This is a genomic window from Soehngenia sp. (assembly GCF_055108775.1).
On the sequence record NZ_JBSQIL010000004.1, the window covers coordinates 35,622 to 55,046 of the forward strand.

Annotated in this window: 23 protein-coding genes and 1 riboswitch; of the genes, 2 read left to right on the forward strand and 21 right to left on the reverse strand. The window is 30.4% G+C overall.

What is annotated here, in order from left to right:
- Positions 1-7 precede the first annotated feature (7 nt).
- Positions 8-84: riboswitch (cyclic di-GMP riboswitch) on the reverse strand.
- Positions 85-204: 120 nt separating this feature from the next.
- The 21 genes from ACTB1H_RS01305 to ACTB1H_RS01405 form a co-directional block, all read right to left on the reverse strand.
- Positions 205-546, reverse strand: coding sequence for a hypothetical protein (locus tag ACTB1H_RS01305; RefSeq protein WP_169578334.1), 342 nt, complete (start codon positions 544-546; stop codon positions 205-207).
- Positions 543-905: a flagellar export chaperone FliS gene (gene fliS, locus ACTB1H_RS01310; protein ID WP_463261028.1), complete on the reverse strand. Its 363-nt coding sequence runs from the start codon at positions 903-905 to the stop codon at positions 543-545. The genes ACTB1H_RS01305 and fliS overlap by 4 nt, the downstream gene beginning before the upstream one ends.
- A gap of 16 nt (positions 906-921) precedes the next feature.
- Positions 922-2,298, reverse strand: a complete 1,377-nt coding sequence (fliD, locus tag ACTB1H_RS01315; protein ID WP_463261029.1) for a flagellar filament capping protein FliD — start codon at positions 2,296-2,298, stop codon at positions 922-924.
- A gap of 5 nt (positions 2,299-2,303) precedes the next feature.
- On the reverse strand, positions 2,304-2,702 hold the full coding sequence (locus ACTB1H_RS01320; protein WP_463261030.1) for a flagellar protein FlaG: 399 nt from the start codon (positions 2,700-2,702) through the stop codon (positions 2,304-2,306).
- A 5-nt stretch (positions 2,703-2,707) separates the two neighbouring features.
- Complete coding sequence (csrA, locus tag ACTB1H_RS01325; RefSeq protein ID WP_463261031.1) at positions 2,708-2,938, reverse strand: carbon storage regulator CsrA; 231 nt, start codon at positions 2,936-2,938, stop codon at positions 2,708-2,710.
- Positions 2,938-3,387 carry a flagellar assembly protein FliW gene (gene fliW, locus ACTB1H_RS01330; protein ID WP_463261032.1) on the reverse strand — a complete coding sequence of 150 codons (450 nt, stop codon included), beginning with the start codon at positions 3,385-3,387 and terminating at the stop codon, positions 2,938-2,940. The genes csrA and fliW overlap by 1 nt, the downstream gene beginning before the upstream one ends.
- A gap of 6 nt (positions 3,388-3,393) precedes the next feature.
- A complete protein-coding gene (gene flgL / locus ACTB1H_RS01335) occupies positions 3,394-4,302 on the reverse strand; it encodes a flagellar hook-associated protein FlgL (protein ID WP_463261033.1) in 909 nt (302 codons plus the stop codon).
- 3 nt (positions 4,303-4,305) lie between these two features.
- The gene (gene flgK / locus ACTB1H_RS01340) at positions 4,306-5,646 is read right to left on the reverse strand and encodes a flagellar hook-associated protein FlgK (RefSeq protein WP_463261034.1); all 1,341 of its coding nucleotides are present in this window, start codon (positions 5,644-5,646) and stop codon (positions 4,306-4,308) included.
- Between the two features lie 9 nt (positions 5,647-5,655).
- Positions 5,656-6,021, reverse strand: coding sequence for a hypothetical protein (locus ACTB1H_RS01345; RefSeq protein ID WP_463261035.1), 366 nt, complete (start codon positions 6,019-6,021; stop codon positions 5,656-5,658).
- Entirely contained in the window at positions 6,011-6,322 is a 312-nt protein-coding gene (gene flgM, locus ACTB1H_RS01350) for a flagellar biosynthesis anti-sigma factor FlgM (RefSeq protein ID WP_463261036.1), read from the reverse strand. The genes ACTB1H_RS01345 and flgM overlap by 11 nt, the downstream gene beginning before the upstream one ends.
- A gap of 88 nt (positions 6,323-6,410) precedes the next feature.
- On the reverse strand, positions 6,411-7,502 hold the full coding sequence (fliY, locus tag ACTB1H_RS01355; protein WP_463261037.1) for a flagellar motor switch phosphatase FliY: 1,092 nt from the start codon (positions 7,500-7,502) through the stop codon (positions 6,411-6,413).
- Positions 7,499-8,488 (reverse strand): flagellar motor switch protein FliM, encoded by a 990-nt coding sequence (gene fliM, locus ACTB1H_RS01360; protein WP_463261049.1) that lies wholly within the window; start codon positions 8,486-8,488, stop codon positions 7,499-7,501. Before fliM ends, fliY begins: the two co-directional genes overlap by 4 nt.
- A gap of 34 nt (positions 8,489-8,522) precedes the next feature.
- Positions 8,523-8,936: a chemotaxis protein CheW gene (locus ACTB1H_RS01365; protein WP_463261038.1), complete on the reverse strand. Its 414-nt coding sequence runs from the start codon at positions 8,934-8,936 to the stop codon at positions 8,523-8,525.
- 15 nt (positions 8,937-8,951) lie between these two features.
- Positions 8,952-9,308 (reverse strand): response regulator, encoded by a 357-nt coding sequence (locus ACTB1H_RS01370; RefSeq protein WP_463261039.1) that lies wholly within the window; start codon positions 9,306-9,308, stop codon positions 8,952-8,954.
- Positions 9,309-9,343: 35 nt separating this feature from the next.
- Complete coding sequence (locus ACTB1H_RS01375; protein WP_463261040.1) at positions 9,344-11,305, reverse strand: chemotaxis protein CheW; 1,962 nt, start codon at positions 11,303-11,305, stop codon at positions 9,344-9,346.
- A 7-nt stretch (positions 11,306-11,312) separates the two neighbouring features.
- Positions 11,313-12,086: a CheR family methyltransferase gene (locus tag ACTB1H_RS01380; protein WP_463261041.1), complete on the reverse strand. Its 774-nt coding sequence runs from the start codon at positions 12,084-12,086 to the stop codon at positions 11,313-11,315.
- A gap of 4 nt (positions 12,087-12,090) precedes the next feature.
- On the reverse strand, positions 12,091-13,110 hold the full coding sequence (locus tag ACTB1H_RS01385; protein ID WP_463261042.1) for a protein-glutamate methylesterase/protein-glutamine glutaminase: 1,020 nt from the start codon (positions 13,108-13,110) through the stop codon (positions 12,091-12,093).
- A gap of 13 nt (positions 13,111-13,123) precedes the next feature.
- Positions 13,124-13,606: a chemotaxis protein CheD gene (locus ACTB1H_RS01390; protein WP_463261043.1), complete on the reverse strand. Its 483-nt coding sequence runs from the start codon at positions 13,604-13,606 to the stop codon at positions 13,124-13,126.
- An 18-nt stretch (positions 13,607-13,624) separates the two neighbouring features.
- Complete coding sequence (locus ACTB1H_RS01395; RefSeq protein WP_463261044.1) at positions 13,625-14,089, reverse strand: chemotaxis protein CheW; 465 nt, start codon at positions 14,087-14,089, stop codon at positions 13,625-13,627.
- A gap of 22 nt (positions 14,090-14,111) precedes the next feature.
- Positions 14,112-16,136: a methyl-accepting chemotaxis protein gene (locus tag ACTB1H_RS01400; RefSeq protein ID WP_463261045.1), complete on the reverse strand. Its 2,025-nt coding sequence runs from the start codon at positions 16,134-16,136 to the stop codon at positions 14,112-14,114.
- A 19-nt stretch (positions 16,137-16,155) separates the two neighbouring features.
- On the reverse strand, positions 16,156-17,871 hold the full coding sequence (locus ACTB1H_RS01405; RefSeq protein ID WP_463261046.1) for a methyl-accepting chemotaxis protein: 1,716 nt from the start codon (positions 17,869-17,871) through the stop codon (positions 16,156-16,158).
- A 151-nt stretch (positions 17,872-18,022) separates the two neighbouring features.
- On the opposite strand from ACTB1H_RS01405, the gene ACTB1H_RS01410 reads away from it, so the two are divergent.
- Both ACTB1H_RS01410 and ACTB1H_RS01415 read left to right on the forward strand, forming a co-directional pair.
- Complete coding sequence (locus tag ACTB1H_RS01410; RefSeq protein ID WP_463261047.1) at positions 18,023-18,799, forward strand: threonine/serine exporter family protein; 777 nt, start codon at positions 18,023-18,025, stop codon at positions 18,797-18,799.
- 10 nt (positions 18,800-18,809) lie between these two features.
- Positions 18,810-19,253 carry a threonine/serine exporter family protein gene (locus tag ACTB1H_RS01415; protein ID WP_463261048.1) on the forward strand — a complete coding sequence of 148 codons (444 nt, stop codon included), beginning with the start codon at positions 18,810-18,812 and terminating at the stop codon, positions 19,251-19,253.
- The last annotated feature ends 172 nt before the right edge of the window (positions 19,254-19,425 follow it).

Here is a 19,425-nt window from a genome sequence, read left to right on the forward strand (position 1 = left end):
TTTTTTCTTCGATAACTGGCTGCCTCATAAAAAGGCCCTATAGCTTTGCGACCCTACCTTTCGATAGGTGTGCCATTTCGAAAAAAAGTTAAAATTAAAATTGTTACATTTTCATTACAGTATCTAGATTGATTTAATAATACCATTGTAAATTCAATAATGCAATAAATTTTTAAAAAAAATACCAAGAATTTAATCTTGGCTTTACAAAATATCTTTATCTATGAAAATAGATTCATCAATTTGTGTAAAATAATTCTTTAAAATCTTATCTTTTTGTCCTAGTTGTTTGTTTTTATCCAATAAAAGTGTTCTCTCATCTTTTAATTTTAATAAAAAATCATCCAGCAACTTTATTGCTTCTTGCAACTTTGCTTCATAAATAGAGTTTTCATTATTTTCAGAGCTCATTGACTTTAATTGCTCTAATATATTGTTGTTTAGACTAATCAGTTCGATAGCAGATTCAAGTTCTCCATCCCAATTATTTATATTTTCTATTATCTTATTTAATAACTCTATTCTTAGATTATTATTATTTATCATATTTGAGCCCACGCATCTCTAAGTTCTTCCAAAAATCTCTTAACTTCTTTAACCCCCGCGATATCTTTATCAACATTTGCTCTTACTAATCTAAAATATAGATAATCATATAATTTATATAAATCTGTTGCTATTTGACCACCTTGTTCAAAATTTAATGTATTCATAAACTCTATGATTATATCCTGTGCTTTTTTTATACATTCATTAGCTTTTTCTATTTTATTTTCATTTATTGCGATTTCTGCTAATTTAAGGTTTTTTATTGCTCCATCATAAAGCATAATTACTAGTTTTACTTTTGAAGCCGTATAAACCTCATTTTGTTTATAAGCATTATACGCTTGAGATTGATTCATTTTAACACCTCATTTGCTATTTGCTATAATTAAACGTGTTTAATTGCATAACGAGCCAGTTCATCTGATCTTCTGCCTGCATCATTGCTGTATCTAATTTAGAGAACATGTTTATATAATACTCTTGTTTCTTTTCCATTCTTCTGTTAAATACTTCTATTTGCCTATTTATCTCCTTAAGGGATCTCTCTAGACTTTCAGTTTTATTCTTGATAACTCCATTTGACTTAGATATATACGAGTCAATATAACTATTTAGTTTTACTCCAAATCCTACTTTATTGCCATTAACTTCTGTTGAAAAAAAGTTAATTACATCTTCAGGATTTTTATTTAGATTTTCTATAAGTTTCGTTTCATCGAATGTCAATATTCCAGATCTATCTTTTGTCGTTATCCCCAACTGAGATATATCCTTTAACTCGGAATTAGGGTTTTGAATTGGGGATGTCACTAGCCTTCTAAGTGTAGAATGAAGTATTTGTAGTGATGAATCACCAGCTAACACACCTCTCGAACCCTCCACATCAGGATTCCCAGCAGCTAATTTTTCTTCAATAAATTGCATAGTTGAATTATATTGGTCCACAAAATCTTTTACAGCTTTAACTACTTTATCATTGTCATTAGTTATATTTATTACCTCATAATCAGTTGCAGTTTGATGAGTCTTTTTTAAACTGATATTAACATTTTCAATTACATCATTTATTTCGTTTGTATCTCTTTCAACCTCAATCCCATTAACAGTGAATTTAGCATTCGTTCCTGAATTTATAGTTTTTTCCGTTCCTAGTTTAAGATCTTCAACTAGACTTCCAGTAACCTCAATATTCCTATCTCCAGTTTTATTGTCACTCAAAACAATCCTTCCGTCTATTATGCTGGAACTAATTCCTGTTGTATTTGTCTTATCATTAATTTTGTTTGTGATTGTCTTTAAACTATCACTGCTTTCTATTGAAATTTGGAACTCTTCTCCATTATGATTAATAATCTTTAAGTCTCCTGTTAATCCAAGTTGATCATTTATCTTTTGTCCTTCAGCTAATACTTTGCCTCCAATTATATTGGTAGATGTTGCTAAAGAATTAACATTTATTTTATATGTTCCAGCTATAGCTTTTGAGTTTGCAGACATTGTAACGATGTTTTCATTTGTTGAAGTGGATTTTTTAGCTGTAAAAGTATTTAAATCTTGTAAAACTTTTATTTTTTCAAATAGAGAATTTAATCTAGTGTTTATGTCTTTCCATGCATTCTGTTTATTTGTTATTACAGTTTTTTTGTCATTAAGCTTATTTAGTGGGATTCTTTCTGCCTGCATGAGTTTATCTATAGAAGTTTGGTCTATCCCTGAATAAGTTCCAATAAAATTTATAGGTGATGGCATTTTTTTCAACCCCTTTCATCAACTAATATTCCGACCAGATCCCAAATGCTAGCAACCAAATCAAGAATTTTTTCTGGTGGAATTTCTTTTATTACCTCTTTTGATTCATTATCAATTAGTCTAACCATTATTCTGCCTGTTCTTTCATGCACTTCAAATTCAAAGTGCCCTTCATTTTTAAATAAATATTTATTAGCTTCTTTTACCGCTTCATAAAGTCTATCTTTATCATAACCTTTAGAGTTATCTAAATTTGCTTCTATATCTGTTTTTATTTTGATCTCCTTATTGTAAGAAGTGTTGTCAATTATAGAATTTCCCTTAATAGCACTTTCTTTTTCTTCTACTCTGTTGATTTTGCTTATTTCTTTAATCCCTGCTACTTGTCTAATTGAATTTACCATCAGAATCACTCCATCTTAAAATTATTTTTTAGCAATTCCTCTAGATCTATTTGTATTTCTAATGATTTAATGTTTTCGTTTACTATCTCATCATAGACTTCTTTTCTTAATATGTTGATTTGTCTTGGAGCTTCTATCCCTATCTTTACTCTATTTTCTTGGACTTCAAGTACTTTTATTTCTATATTATTTCCGATAACTATTCCTTCTCCGATTTTTCTGTTTAGCACTAGCATTATTCACCAGCTCCTTCAGCTATCAACTTATGTTTTGTTGTATAAGATGTATATGTTAATACATATTGTTTCCCTAGTTTTGATTTTATATTAATAATTATCGGAGCAAGTAGATTTGCAGTGCTTTCTTTTAAACTGCTTCCAAGTGTTACTATTGAGTAAATTTCTAAAGTGTTCTCAATTTGAGGATTTAAGTCAATTGTATCTAGTTCTTTATCTGGTATGTCAATTTCATAATCCTCGAAGAAATCCCATGGATTTATTAAAATAAAAGACACATTTTCATTATCAATATCTTGAAGAAATTTAAATAAAGTGTTGTTAGGAAAATCTATCATCACAAAACGTTTGCTGTTTTCGAAACCTAATATTCCATTCGGGAAATTTATTATATTCTCATCTTCTATCGAAATATTGCCTAAATATTTAGTTGATATTATTTTCTCCATATTTATTCACCTCAAATAATCAAGCAAACTTGGTTGCAATATCCTTGCGCCTATTGACAATGAAGCTAGATATACAGAGTTTAGAATATTTGCTTCTGTGTACTTTTGCGCTAAGTCAATATCTTCTCTTTCAGATAGAAGATTTTTAAGATTCAAGTTTTCAGATTCGTTTCTTTCCTTGGCTGCTTCTAATCTATTAGAAATAGCTCCTATTTTAGTCCTAAAACCCAGAAGATTATCAATATGCTTATCTAAATCTCCAAGAAGATCCCCTGATAAAGAGTCAGTTTCGCTATTTTCTAATGCAGTTATTATCTCTTGTAATAATTCACTAAGTTCTTGTTCATAGATATGTCCATCAGGTTGAACTTTATTTATAGTGGTAAATTCTTTTCCATTTACTGCTAGCTCAATTACAACCCCGGTAGAAATTTCTCTTTTTATATTTTCGTCATTGCCTTGATATACTAATGAAGAATCGAAAGGTTTTTCAGTGGTTTTAGTTCCCGAAAAAATATATCTACCATCAAAGTTGGTATTTAAAACATCTGCTAGTTCTCCTACTTTGACATTTACCTCTTGTGCAATAGCATTTCTATCATCATTTGACAATGTGTCATTAGCTCCGTATATCACAAGTTCTCTAATCCTTTGTAATGTTGTCGTTGCCCCTAGTAAAGCTCCATCTTGGGTATCTACCCATCCAATTGAATCCCTTATGTTTGTATTATATTGTTCATTTATCGAAATAGTATTTCTCAAATCCATTATCTTTGAAACTAAAAGCGGATCTTCCGAAGGTCTAGATACTACTTTCCCTGAGGATAACTGATTCTGGAGCTTTTGCATTGATGCTAAATTTCTATTTAGATTTCTAAGATAGTTAGTAGTTAAAGTTGAATTTGTTATTCTCAATTTTTACACCCCAGTTCTATTAATGAGTACATCTAGCATTTCGTTTAGCACTGATATAACTCTCGCATTTGCTTCATATGCTCTTTGATATTTTAATACATTTGTTACTTCTTCATCTATGGAAACTCCCGATGTTGATTCTCTTTTTAAAATTAACTGATTTAAAAGAACCTCTTGATTAGCCACAATGTTATCTGACTGTTGTTTAGATATACCAACCCTAGTAACTATGTCGTTGTATTTTCTAGGTATAGTAGAGCCATCTGAAAGTACTTTATTTCTCAACTTTGATATTTCTAACGCTCTGTCCCCGTCACCTATTTCCGAAGTACCTCCTGCTGAAATCAACGAGTTGTCTTCGTCTATATCTTTATTAATACTAATACTTTTCGAGGAATCTATATCTACAAAAATATCATAACCATCATGAGGTGGTCCTGGATTATGCACGGAATTCACTTGAGTAGCCATTTCCTTTGCAAAATCATCTAGTTTCTTTTCTACATCATCTAAAATATCGATGCTTTCTAAATATCCTTTTATTCTTCCAGTAGATATCTTTATTTCATCCGCACCTATGGTAAACTTGCCGTCTGAATTTCTTTTAAGTTCATTCCTTACTTCAGCATTTAAGACAGTTTTCCCATCAAGCTCTATTTTAGCTCTACCGTATTCGTCATAACTTACATCTACTTTTGCTATGCTTGATAAATCTTTTAGTAATAGATCCCTCTGATCAAGCAAATCATTTGGCACTTCTCCTTTTACAGTTATGTTGAATATTTGTTTGTTTAAAGCTTCTATTTTTTCGACGGTTGAATTAAAATCTAATATATTTTTATCTATCTGATCATTCGTCTCAAATTTTAATGATTCTATTTGATTAGAAATATGATTTATTGTTTCAACCAGAGCTTTAGTTTTTTCAACAACAATTGTTTTTGAGCTTAAGTTTTCTGGATTTTTGCTCAACTCTTGCCATGCATTAAACATTTCATTTAAGGTAAAATTAATACCTGTAGTAGATGGCTCGTTTAAAATTATTTCTAATTGATCAAGAGTCTGGGATTTTGCATTGTATTGTTCATATGCACTATTCTCATTTCTTATCTGTTTATTGACATAGTCATCAACCATCCTTACGACGCTTGCCATTTTGACGCCTGTTCCAAGTTGCCCAACACCTGCTAGTGTATAAGAAAGATCTGCTTGCATTTGTACTCTTTGTCTAGAAAATCCTTCAGTGTTAGCATTTGAAATATTGTGGCTAGCAGTATGTAGTGCTGTTTGCTGTGCTAAAAGCCCTTTTGTTGCAGTATTTAAAGTTCCAAATATACCAGACATATTATCCTCCTACGCATTTTGATCTATGAATGTAGAAACATCATTGTTCTCAATTCCGTTTTTCTTATAAGTGTTTCCTTTAGAAAGCACTTTAGCTATACTTTCCATTAAATTCTTTTGATAACTTATTGCTTGTTCTGTTAACATTTGATTGGTTTTTTGCATCTCTATTGACTCTGAAAAACTTTTCTTTATGTCTTCATCTATCTCTATAGTATTTAAATCAAAGGAATTTAAGTTATCTATCACTTTCACCTTTTCCTCTAAAATAGTTTCAATAATTTCGGTTTTGTTGTTTATCAAAGCATCTTTTTCTATATTCAATATATTTTTAAGCTTATCTAAAGTCTTTATTAAATCTTTCTTATTTCCCATCAGTTTCACTTTCTTTCTGCATATTCAACATAGAAATTATCTTGTCTGCAATTTTTTCAGGCTCTACTTTATATGTTCCATCCAAAATTTGCTTTCTTATCTTCTCTACTTTTTCACTGTAATCTACATTTGGTGCACTATTTATTCTGCTTGTCAACTTCTTTGCAGAGTCTGAAATTTCTATATTTACGCTTTTAGAGTTTTTATATCCATTTTTATCATCCTTAGAGTCTATTTTTCTCTCATTTTCTTTGTATATGTTATTTACAATATTTTGGTTTTGTATTCTACTTATCTTCATAAAAATTCCTCCTCTTGTAAGTATAATCGGATAAATTAAACATAATTTAATAGTTATTTAAAAAATAAGTCATAGTATATACTATGACTTATTTTAACTCTTTTAGACGTTGTTCTTTGCTCATTATGTTGGTGATTCTTATACCGAAATTTTCATTTATTACAACTACTTCCCCTTGAGCTATCAATTTTCCATTTACATATATTTCCAAAGGCTCGTCAGCCTGTTTATCTAATTCTATGACTGAACCATTCCCAAATGACAATACTTCTTTAATGGTCTTTTTCGATTTTCCTAATACGACACTAAATTCAAGTGGAACATCCAATATTAAATCTAAATTCTTTGGACCTTTCTTGTCATCTAGTGATACTGTTAATTCCTCGAAAGCAGGCTTTTGAACATTTACTTTTTCTTTTTTAATATTTTCTGTTGGATTGGTTTCAGCATTCCTAACATTGCTATATTCAATATTTTTTTCGTTCCTAACTTTAGATTCATTATTAGTATTTTCAGATGAATTTTCACCTTTCATCTTTTTTACTATTTCTTCTACCGTTTCTCTTGTGTATAGTTGCATTATCTCACTTTCAATACTGCCTTCTACATCAAGTTTAAATGCAATTTTACATATGTTCATCTCAGGATCTAAGCCACCAAAACTCTTAGCTTCATTTGTATCCCAAAGTGTAACCTCAGGTGGCAGAATATCTATTTCCATTCCGAGCATAGTAGCCATTGATGTTGAAGCAGAACCTATCATTTGATTCATAGCTTCAGCTACAGCACTCATTTCAAATTCTGACAATTCTTTCTTTGCATTGCTACCATCTCCACCCATCATTAAATCAGCTATTATAGATGCGTCCTCAACATCAACCATTAACAAATTATTACCCTTAGGACCTTTCTTAAATCTAACATTTGCAACTACCTTAGGAACGTTACAATCCTCTATAACTTGTTTAAATGGTATCCAAGAGACTCTTGGTGTAGTTATCAAAACCCTTTTGTTGAGTAAAGTAGAGAGAGTAGTCGCTGCAGTAGACATCGATATATTGCCCACTTCACCGATTATATCTTTGTCTTCTTCAGTCAAGGTAAAATCATCAGATGTATTATTCTGGCTTTTCTTTAACAAAGCATCTATTTCTTCTTGAGATATAAAATTATCACTCATTCTATAACATCCTCTTCTATAAATTGTAAAACTTCTACTGCCAATTTGCTGTTTAACTTACCGGGTCTTACCAAAAAATGAGGTTTTCCTTCGACAAGCATGCTAAGTGGTTCATCAATCCTATTATCAAGCCTTATACAATCGCCCTCTTCTAAATTTAGAAAGTCTCTGATGCTAATATAAGTTCTACCTAACTCCACCTCTAAATTTACAGGAACTCCTAAAACTCTTTTTTCCACTATTGCTCTATAATCATCAGTTTGCTCATTATCAGACTCGAACCAGTTTTTAAAGTTCAATCTCTCTATGATTGCATCTAAAGATATATATGGGATGCATATATTTATAAAGTTTTTATGTTCGAGTAACTCAAAAGTAAAACTTATTAGTATAACTGGTTCATTTGGAGAAGCAATTTGAACAATTTGAGGATTGCTTTCTATAAATTCTAACTCAGATTCAACCTCTACTATATCATTCCATGCGATATCAAAAGCCTTCAAAACAACTGCGGAAAGTTCTTCAAGAATTGATAATTCAATTTCTGTGAAATTTTCCTTTTTCTTAAATACTGGAGCATCTTTTATTTCAAAGCCTCCGCACATCAATTCTATTACTTGATAACATGCTTGAGGACTTATTTCAAATAGCAAATTGCCATTTAATGGTTTTGATTTAAAAATACTCAGCATAGTAGGGTTCGGAACAGATCTAGTGAACTCATCAAAACTAATCTGTTCGACTGCAACTATTTTTATCTCGACATTATTTCTGATTAAATTCGATATCGTATTTCCAGCTATCTTGGAGAAATTTTCAAATATCATGTACAATGAATTAATATGCTCCTTAGACAGCTTAAATGGACGTCTGAAATCATATGGTTTTATTTTGTTTTTTTCCTCTTCTACCGTCACATTTTCTGGTGTTATCTCTCCACTGCTTAAGGCATTGAGTAAAGAATCTATTTCTTCTTGTGAAAGCACTTGTTTCAAGTAAATCCCTCATTTACTGTTAATATCATTTTACTTTATCTTCAATCTGTTCAATAAGTTTTTCTATATCAAGAATGTCAACAATTTTCCCATTTATTTCAACAATTCCAACTATATTTTGATTTTCTTCTTTCTTTAAAACTTGTATGTCTTGCTCGTCAATCTCCATTACCTGTTCAACTTCATCAACTAGTAATCCAAGCATATCTTCTTCATAATTTAAAATAATAATGTTATTATAACATATATTATCATCTATAGAAAGAATTTTGCCTAAATTTAGTAGAGTAACTACATTGCCTCTTAAGTTAATAAGCCCTTCAATAAATTCTGGGGCATTAGGTACTTTAATTGAGTCCATAGATTTTGTTATCTCTATTATCTTGTTTGTAGGAATAGCAAATAATTTATCATTAAGACTAAAGACAATAACTTGCATTTCATCACCTCTATCTTAAATTTTGGTCAAAGATTGCGATACTCTATCTACATCAAAAGGTTTAACTATAAAATCTATTGCTCCTGATTGTATTGCTTCCATGACCATTGATTGTTGCCCCATTGCTGAACACATTATAACTTTTGCGTTTGGATCTATTTTTTTTATTTCTTTTAGTGCTGATATTCCATCCATTTCAGGCATAGTTATATCCATAGTCACTAAATCCGGTTTTTCTGCTTTGTATTTTTCTATAGCTTCAATACCATTCTGAGCTTCAGCAACTACTTCAAACCCATTTTTTTCTAAAATATCTTTTAATTTCATTCTCATAAAAATTGCATCATCAACAACTAAAACTCTTTTTGCCATTTATATATCTTCCTTCCTAAAATAATTTTTAGATTTTACAATCTCATGCATATACTTCCGACATCCAAAATCAAAGTAATATCGCCATTTCCAAGTATTGTTGCCCCTAGATATTCTTTCATCTTTCCAAGTATTCCATTTAGTTTCTTTATAACGATTTCTTGCTGGCCTATTAATTCATCGACTAACAACCCATAATATTGATCTCCTAAAAGCGTTAGAATTAAATGCTGATTTTCTCCGGATTTTTCTAATCCTAATTTCTTATTTATCCTTACTACTGGAACAGCCATATCTCTATACATATAAAGCTCGCTAAGCTGAGATTTTAATATTTCCTTTTCTTCTATTTTTACAACCTTTTCTATAATACCCAAAGGAATAGCAAAAGTTTCTCCTCCTATTTTTACTAACAAAGCTTGAATTATAGATAATGTTAAAGGTAATTTTATGATAAATGATGTCCCTTTATTCAATTCACTTATTACTTCGATTGTACCTCCAAGTGAGCTTATCTTTTGTTTGACAACATCCATCCCTACTCCTCTACCCGATACGTCTGTAACTACCTTAGCTGTCGAAAAACCTTGATCAAATATAAGTTGTAGTAAATCTTCTTCAGTTAAATTTTCTGTATTAATTCCTCTTCTTTCTGCTGTTTCCTTTATTGCTTGAGTATTTATGCCTGCTCCATCATCAGAAACGACAATTATAACTCGATTCCCTTCCTGATAAGCATTTAATTTGATTTCTCCTTCTTCCGGCTTATTTAATTTTCTCCTTGTCTCAACAGGTTCAATTCCATGATCTGCAGCATTTCTAATTAAATGGATAAGTGGTTCGCTAAGCTCAGAAACTACTGTTCTATCGAGTTCTGTTTCTTCACCTTCTATAATTAAATTGATTTTTTTATTCAATTCTTTTGATAAATCTCTTATCATCCTTGGAAATCTATTGAAAACAACGCTAACAGGCTGCATTCTTATTTTTAAAACCAAGTCTTGAAGCTCTGATGTAATTCTTGCCACATGACTTAAAGGTTCATCTATTTCATTTATATCTGTTCTCTTGCTGACATCTTCAAGTCTAGTTCTATAGATTACTAATTCAGAAACAAGGTTCATAAAACTGTCTAATTTCTGAATATCTACTCTTATTGATTGATTTAAATTAGTGCTATTAGATAGTTTAGTTTCTACTTTCTTGTTTTCTTTGATATTTTTCTTAATATTATTTTCTTCTATAGAATAATTGGGTTGAATTTCAATTATTTCTACATTTTCTATTTCTGAAATATTTTCTATTTTTTCTTTAATGTCCTCAATCGTTTCCTTAGTCAACAGTATAAGTCTAAATGTTTTATTGTATTCCCCATTCTCTAAACTTTGAGCATCTGGATAAGTATATATAACATCGCCTGTTTTTTCTAAATTATTTATTACAAGATATGCTCTTGGTCCTTTTAATACACAGCCATCATCTACAGTTACATCTATTGCGTATGCATTGTATCCTCTTTCATAAGCACTCTTTATTACATTATCGTCTGTATCCGATAATGTAAAATCTTCCAATTCTTCTTTTTTTACATTCTTAGGTGTATTGTCTTTTGAGATTACTTGTTCTAATTCTTCGATTATATCTTGTACATAAGTATTATCTTTGTCATTTTTCAAGTCTTCAACGATTTCAGTAAGTTTATCTAAACACCTGAAAATTAAATTGATAATATTGTTTTCTTCAAAGCTTTCCCCACTTTTTAATAAACCTAACAAGCTTTCCATTCTATGAGTTAAATCCGTCATCGATTTATAACCCATAGTTGCAGCCATCCCTTTTAAACTATGAGCTGCTCTAAACATTTCCTCCAAAGAAGCTATGTCATTTATGTCTTGTTCAATTCTTAGCATATTATCATTAAGCAGCTGTAAATACTCCTCAGTTTCTTCAAAAAACAACTCTTTGTATTTGCTGTTGTCATCCACTTCTACTCTCACCTCTATATCACATTTTTTCGTATATACAAGTTGCTACCTTTTTAAGTCCAAACTCTCTTGGGTTGTAAATTCCTTCTGTGGCTCCGATGAACAATAATCCACCACTTACTAAAGATTCACTAAATTTTTTATATACTTCATCTTTTACATCTGGTTTAAAATAGATAGTTACATTTCTACAGATTATTAAATGGCAATCTTTTTCGTACTTATCTAATAACAAATCATGCTTTTTGAAAATTACTTTCTTTGAAAAGATATCTGATATTCTATAATCCTCTCCTTCTTTAGTAAGATACTTTTTCTTTTGACTATCATCAAGCCCCTTAAGTTCACTTTCTTTGTATATCCCTTTTTTTGCTTTAGACAGCATTTCATTGTCTATATCTGTGGCTAATATTTCAGCCTTGTTTAATAAATTGTTTCTATCCAACATGATACAAATGCTGTAAGGTTCTGAACCATTAGAACACGCTGCACTCCAGATCTTTAATTTGCTAAATTTTAAACTTAGTTCTTTTACAATTAAGTTTTCAAGTTGTTCAAACATATCTTTATTTCTAAAAAATTCCGTAACATTTATTGTCACTTGGTCAATAAACTCTTTTCTTATTTTTTCATCTTTGTTGATTAGTTTAGAATATTCTATCATGTTAGTAGCTCCTGATTTTCGCATCACAGAGAGTATTCTTCTTTGCATTTGTGTATCCTTATAATAGCGCAAATTTATGTTGAGTTCCCTGTACACAAAATCATAAAAATAATCGAATTCATTTTCCATGGTTTCACCTCAATAATTCTATTATTCTGTTGGGAATTTCGTCTAGGCTTAATATCTCGTCTACTACTCCCAATTTTATTGCACTTTGTGGCATACCGAAAATAGTGCTGCTCTCTTTATCTTGAGCTATTGTATAACCATTTAAATCTTTTATCCTTTTCATTCCCGTAGATCCATCTTTACCCATCCCGGTTAATATAATGCCGAGCAAATTTTCTTTATAACTTTCTGCTGCTGATTCAAAAAGATAATCTACCGAAGGTCTAACCCCATTTAGTCTTTCGCGTTTATCCAGTCTGATTTTCTTATTTTCTATTGTCATATGAAAATCCCCCGGCGCTAAATAAACTATGTTTTTTTCAATATCCATACCATCTTTGCTTTCAATTACTTTTAATTTTGACTCCATATCCATTCGTGCAGCTAAAGATGTAGTAAAACCAGCAGGCATATGTTGTACAATAAATATTGGTACTCCCATATCTCCTGGCAACGCTCTAACCAGACTCACCAAAGCTTTAGGTCCTCCAGTAGAAGCCCCTATAGCAATAGCTTTAATCAGAATATTACTTTTATTTTTAGAAATTTTCTTTTTATTATATTCCTGAAAAACATTTATCTCTTTTCCTTGTTTTTTCTTTAAAACACTTGCTAAAATTTTACTTGCTAAGTCATTTCTTAAGTCTTCTAAGTTCTCATTTAAGTTCTTAGGCTTTTCTATAAAATCAAATGCACCCTTTTCTAGAGCCTCTATTGTTACTTCAGAGTTTGTATTAGAACTTAGCATTATTACAGGAATATCATATTTTTCCTTTATAATCTCTAGAGTTTTTAGTCCATTCAATATTGGCATTTCTACATCAAGGCTTACTACATCAGGTCTTAATTGTGGAATGAGTTCTAGTGCATCTTTTCCATTCCTAGCTGTTCCAACTATAGTTATTTCATTTATATCCCTTAGCATATCTGAGATGATTTTTCTCATAAAAGCTGAATCATCAACAATTAAAAGCTTTATCGCCATATTTTACTCCTATCTATATAGTTATTGTTTCACTGTTTGCAGACTTTATTGTCACTGTGAAATCTCTTAAATCTACAATCATGGTTCTTCCTGAACTACCTCCAGTATGTGCTGCAATTATAGGAATCCCTAGTTCATTTAGTATCCTCTTAACAGCTATAACATTCTGTTCGCCTATCCCATTTTCTATGCCTTTAAAAGTAAACTCAAACATGCTTGCACCACCCGCTATTTTTGCTGTAAGGTTTGTGCTTGCATATTTAGTTTTTAATTCTTTTACCATTTTCGGGATAGCTAAATTTGCAAATTTCTCATCTTTTACATTTCTACTAAAACTAGTGCTATCGGGTAAAAGTATATGACTTAGCCCGCCTACTTTGTTTATGCTATCATATATTGCAATCCCAACACACGAGCCAAGTCCTAATGTCATCAAAATATTGGGTGATGTAGATATTTTATAATCAGAAATTCCTACTTTTATAGTTTCAACCATCTATTAATCCTCTTTCAATTATTTGAGCTCATCAATTTTTTCTTCAATATCTAATAGTTCAATCTCTTGCTCATAGTCAAACAATTTTTGAATGTTTAAAATAATTATGATGTCATCCTCTGTTTTTATAAATCCATTGATATATTTTTTAGATATCTCATACTGTTCATGATTTAATTCAACTTGTTTTGAATCAAATCTTTCTATCCCTTCGATATCCTCCACTAAAAAACCTAGCATCCTTGATTTCCACATTGTCACTATAACTTTGTTTTTTAAGCTAAATCTAATATTAATCCCATATAATTTTTTAGTTAAATCAATTATTGGTAAGATCTTATCATCATAATTAATGACACCAAGAACATAATCATATGTTTCAGGGATTTTTTTGGGTTCTGAAAAATCAATTATTCTATCTATATTCGATATGTCTATTGCATATCTCTGATTGTTTAAAATGAAAACTATATACTGTTCCATATGTCCCTCCAGTAATTATTTTTTAAATTTGAAAGTTTGAAATCAATTTTTTAAGCTGATTCGATATTTCTTTAAGCTTCTCTGCATATTCAACAAAACTTGCAGTGGTTGCAGTTATCTCCTCAGCAGATGCCGATACTTCTTGTGTGCTTGCACTAATTTCTTCTGATACTGCTGAAATATTTTGAGTGTTTTCTAAAATTTCATTTTTTCTATTCTTTAAATCTACAACAAGATCAGCTATGCCACTAACCTTTTCGCTTAATGAATTTATAGAATCAAGTATACGGATAAAGGCATCTTTTGTGCTTTCTACAGTATCCACTTGTTCATTTACCACTTCTTTTGCTTTTGCCATAGCTACTACAGCTTCATCAGATCTGTCATTCATTGATTTTATCAAATTAGCAATATCTTTTGTAGCATTTTGTGATTTTTCTGCAAGTTTTCTTATCTCTTCGGCTACCACAGAAAACCCTCTTCCTGCTTCTCCTGCTCTAGCTGCTTCAATTGCCGCATTTAAAGCTAATAGATTTGTTTGTTCAGCAATTTGATTTATTGTATCAGTTATTATATTTATTTCATTAGCGTTATTTTTTACATCAGTTATTATTTCATTAGTTAATTTTGTTGATTCCTCAGTTTTCTTAGCTTTATCTGTTAATTCTTCTACTTTCATCAAGCCTAAGTTGCTATACTCATTTGTCTGCTTTGAGAGCTCATTTACTGCTTCTATTGATTCAGAAACACCATCGAGGACTTTTGAAAACTCTAAGATGTTTTGAGAATTTTTTTCTATATCCTCAGCTTGTTCCTGACTCCCCTTTGCAATCTCGTATATAGTTTGAGATACTTCGTTAAGAGCAGAATTTGATTCTTTTGTCATATCCAAAATCATATCTGATGCTTCTACTACATCCTCAGATGAATCCGATACTTTTTTTAATGCTTCTCTTATATTTTTTAGCATATTCTCAAAACTGATTGAAATTATGCCAAATTCGTCTTTAGATTCTATTTTAACATCTGCATTTAAATTGCCTTCTGCTACTGTTTCAAAAGATTTTTGTAAATGTTTTACTTTTTTGCTTATATCTTTGCTAATAATATAAGTTGTAATGCTAGCTATTAATATGGTTAATATTGCTACTATTAAAGTATTTATTAATAATACGCTCATTTTAGATGTCAATTCGGTTTCTGGTATGAGAGCTGCTATTCTCCAGCCAGTCCTCTGATTTGTGCTAAACACGCCATAGAAATTTTCTCCTGAAGGATCTTTATAGTTAGAAAACCCATCAGCCTTAACTTTCATATCTTCCCATAGTTTCAAATCCAAAATAGTCTGTTTACCAATTGATTCTTGATCTTTTGCTATCAAATTTACTCCGTTTGGATCTGTTATTATAATATTCCCAGAATTACCTATAACAAGATTAGTTAATTGATTAGACAATACTGATAAATCAATATCTATTCCAACAACCCCTATCAGGTTATTGTTATCTAGTACCGCTTTAGCCGCAGATATTACTATTTTACCAGTTCCCGCATCTACATATGGGTTTACCCATATTACATTGTCTCTATTAGCTTCTGCTGTAGTATACCATTCTCTTATAGTTGGGTCATAATTAGTAAGTGGAACTTTGGGAAAAAGTGCCATCCTTTTATCTGAAGTTCCAAAATAGACAGTTAATGTATTTTTATCTAAGTCTTTGTAATCCTTAAGTTTATTCATGAATTCTTCTTCAGTTAATTCACCATTGAAATATCCCACGACTTTATCGTCTTTAGCTAATACTTTGAGTTGCTTTTCTATGTCTATGAGATAGTTGTCTATGCTTAACTCAATATACTCAAGAGTTTGGTAGCTTGAATCCAATAATTTTTCTTCATATAGATTATATGAATTATAGTAGTTTATTCCCCCAACCAATACAATAGAAAGAATTGTAATTAAGATCATTACAGTTGATATTTTTCTACTGATTGATTTAGAAGCTTTTTCTTTTTTATCCGATGCCTTTCTTTCTCTTTTCTTCATAAATTATTTCATCTCCATTTTAAATTTTAAATTGCTTAAGGAGTTTACTCAATTTATTAGCCATTTCTCTTTGTTCTTCTGCTTTCTGTTTGATTTTTAATAGCGAATTTGCAGTTTCTTCACTTCCTAAGCTAATTTCCTGACTTGATGCATTTGCTTCTTCTATAACCGCTGCTACTGAATCAATAGATGCTCCAATTTCCTCTACAGAAAATGAAATATCTGAAGTTTTTTGTGAAAAATCTTTTGTCAGTTCTTTTACAAACTGCGCATCTTCAAAATATAAATTGCCTGTGTTCTCTAATTTGTCATAATCGTTTGTAACATCTTCATCAATGAATTTTAGTACTTCTTCTGCATTATGTGCCAAACTTTCTACAGATTTATTTACCTTATCGATGATTTGTTTTATTTTCGATGTGGTTTGCTCTGAGTTCTCTGCCAATTTTCTTATCTCATCAGCTACTACCGAAAATCCTCTTCCAGCTTCTCCTGCTCTTGCTGCTTCTATAGCTGCATTTAATGCCAAAAGATCCGTTTGATTAGCTATTTCAGAAATAATATCTGTCATTTTAGCTATCTCTTCAACTACCTTTGATTCTTCTACTGATTCCATTATCATTTTTTGCTTTTCTAAATAGATTTCTCTAGCATTTTTTTTGGATTTTATAGCTGTTTCCAACATTTCTTTTGCTCTTTCTTCAATTTCTTTGCCTTTTTCTTCTCCTAGTTGAGCATTTGTTAATAATTCCTTTGTTTTTTCTGATATCATGTCAGAAGATGAAGCTATCTGTTCAACTGAAGCACTTGTTTCCTCCATACCAGCAGCTATTTGATTTATAGAATTATTTATATTAACTCCTTGTTCAGAAACCAACCCTATTTCCTTAGATAAAAGCTCACTAGCATCCGTAGTCTTTTCAACTGATAATTCAATCTCTTCAATTAACATATTTATTTTCTGTGTCATTGTTTTAAAATTGTTAACTAAAATTCCTATTTCATCTTTTCTCAATCCATAATTATCCTCAAATTGAAAACTAAAATCTCCGTCAGCCATTAAATTGGTAGCTTTTTGCAATGACTTGATAGGCTTTACTATGTTAGATGAAATCATAAATCCTAAAAATACCGAACAAATAATTGATGCTACCAGTATGATTGAAGTGATTAAAAGATCTCTATTAGCAATTTCTTTGTTGGTTTCAGATGCAATTCTTGCTTGAGTTATCTTTGTTGTCATTAAATAAGTGTATGTATCTGTAATTTTTTTTTCTAATTCCTTTGCTTCTCCAAACATTAAAATTTTAGCTTCATTTGGTTTGTTTGCTTTTGAAAAGTTAATTATTTTATTTATCACCTCATCATATTGAGCTTTATAAGATCTTAATTGATTGATAGCTTCAATTTCTTCAGTTGTGTCAGCAGATTTTGCATAATTTTCAAGTAATTTATTAAATTGATCATTTTTACTTTGAATAGATTTTTCATCTATTACAGCCATTTGTCCTACAATTAAAATGTCTTTTACTTCACTTTGCATAGTTAAAAACGATTCTACCATGATTACCAATTCACCAAGGGGAACTGTGTTATCATTATAAAGTCTATCATCATTCTTCTGAATTTCATTGATGCTATATAATGCTACCGAACCAACAATAATAGTAAAAAATGAAATTAATAAAAATCCACTTATTATTCTTGTTCTAATTGATCTGTTAAAAACCCCCATTTTAATCCCCCTTAAGATAACTATAATAGCCTAAGTTTAATATCGGAGATAATTGCATTTTTTTAACCTATTATAAAAATAAACTTACTTTATTATCAAATTAAATATGTTGTGATAAAATATCAATATAATTTTTAGAAAGGTGTTTAATATGAATTCTCATGATGAAAATTTTATAATAAATCTTGCTATAAATGTAGGTAAATTGATGCTTGAAAGTGGGGCTGAGATATATCGAGTTGAAGAGACTATAGAAAGAATGATTTCTTCTAAAATAGATTCTAAAGTTGATGTCTTTGTATTGCCAACAGGAATAATTGTTAGTACAAAATCTAGTGTCAAATCAATAACCCATTTAGAAAGAGTTCGTTCCTATAAACTAAACTTAGAAGCTATATCAAGAGCAAACTCTTTTTCACGAATATATACTCAAAATGATTTAAGCGATGAAGAGTTAGATATCCTTATAACAAGCCTTACAGATATTCCTCAATTTTCAAATAAAACGACTTTGTTTTTCACAGGTTTAGCTGGGGGTCTATTTACAGGTTTAACTGGAGGAACATTTTTAGAGATTTTTTTAGCTTTTTCAATATCTTTGTTTGTAGGTTTTATTTTAAAAAGATTATCAAAGTTCAATCCTAACTTCTTTATCAGAAATATAATAGGCGGCTTTTTAGTTGCGAGCATGGGAGTTTTATCTTATTATATATTCAGTAAATTGGGGCTGAATTTAGAATATAACAGAATAATTATTGGTCCATTAATGCCGTTAGTTCCTGGAGTAGCTTTAACTAATGGCATTAGAGACTTGATTTCAGGTGAATTAGTAGCAGGTGGAGCAAAAATCCTTGAAGCAATTTTTATAGCTATAGCTCTGGCATTTGGTGTAGGTATAGCATTACAAATTTCATTTGCTTTTATATAGGAGGCCATTCATGAACTTTTTAATACAAATTTTGCTTTCTTTCTTCAGTGTGTTTGGGTTTGCTGTAATATTCAATACTCCTAAACGTTTAATTCTATTAGCAAGCATAAATGGAATGTTAGGCTGGTTGATATTTTACTTTATCCAAAACTTAAATTCTAATTTCGTGCTTCCCCCACTAATAGGGTCTTTATTTGTAGGTTTATTGGGAGAGATGCTTGCAGTTTATAATAAACAACCTGCTACTTTATTTATAATTCCAGCGATTATCCCATTTGTACCTGGATACGGAATATATTATACAATGTTTCATATTCTAAATAACGATATTTCAAATGCTTTAAGTACAGGCTTAGAATCTATTTTTGTTGCAATTGCTATAGCTTGTGGCCTAGTTGTCGCAACCTCTCTTATCCGAATTGTAAGGCCTTACCTTGATAAGCTTTTTGATTAGAATAACACTTTGTTAAATTATTGATAATTTTATCAATTTGACTACTATTTTTTTAAAAATGTGATATAATTTAAGCAAACGTTATTATAAATATAGATAGTTGCAGAATACAAAATTAAAAATATATAGAGTTATCCACAGCTAAAATTAAAAATTCAATAGATTTTGCAAT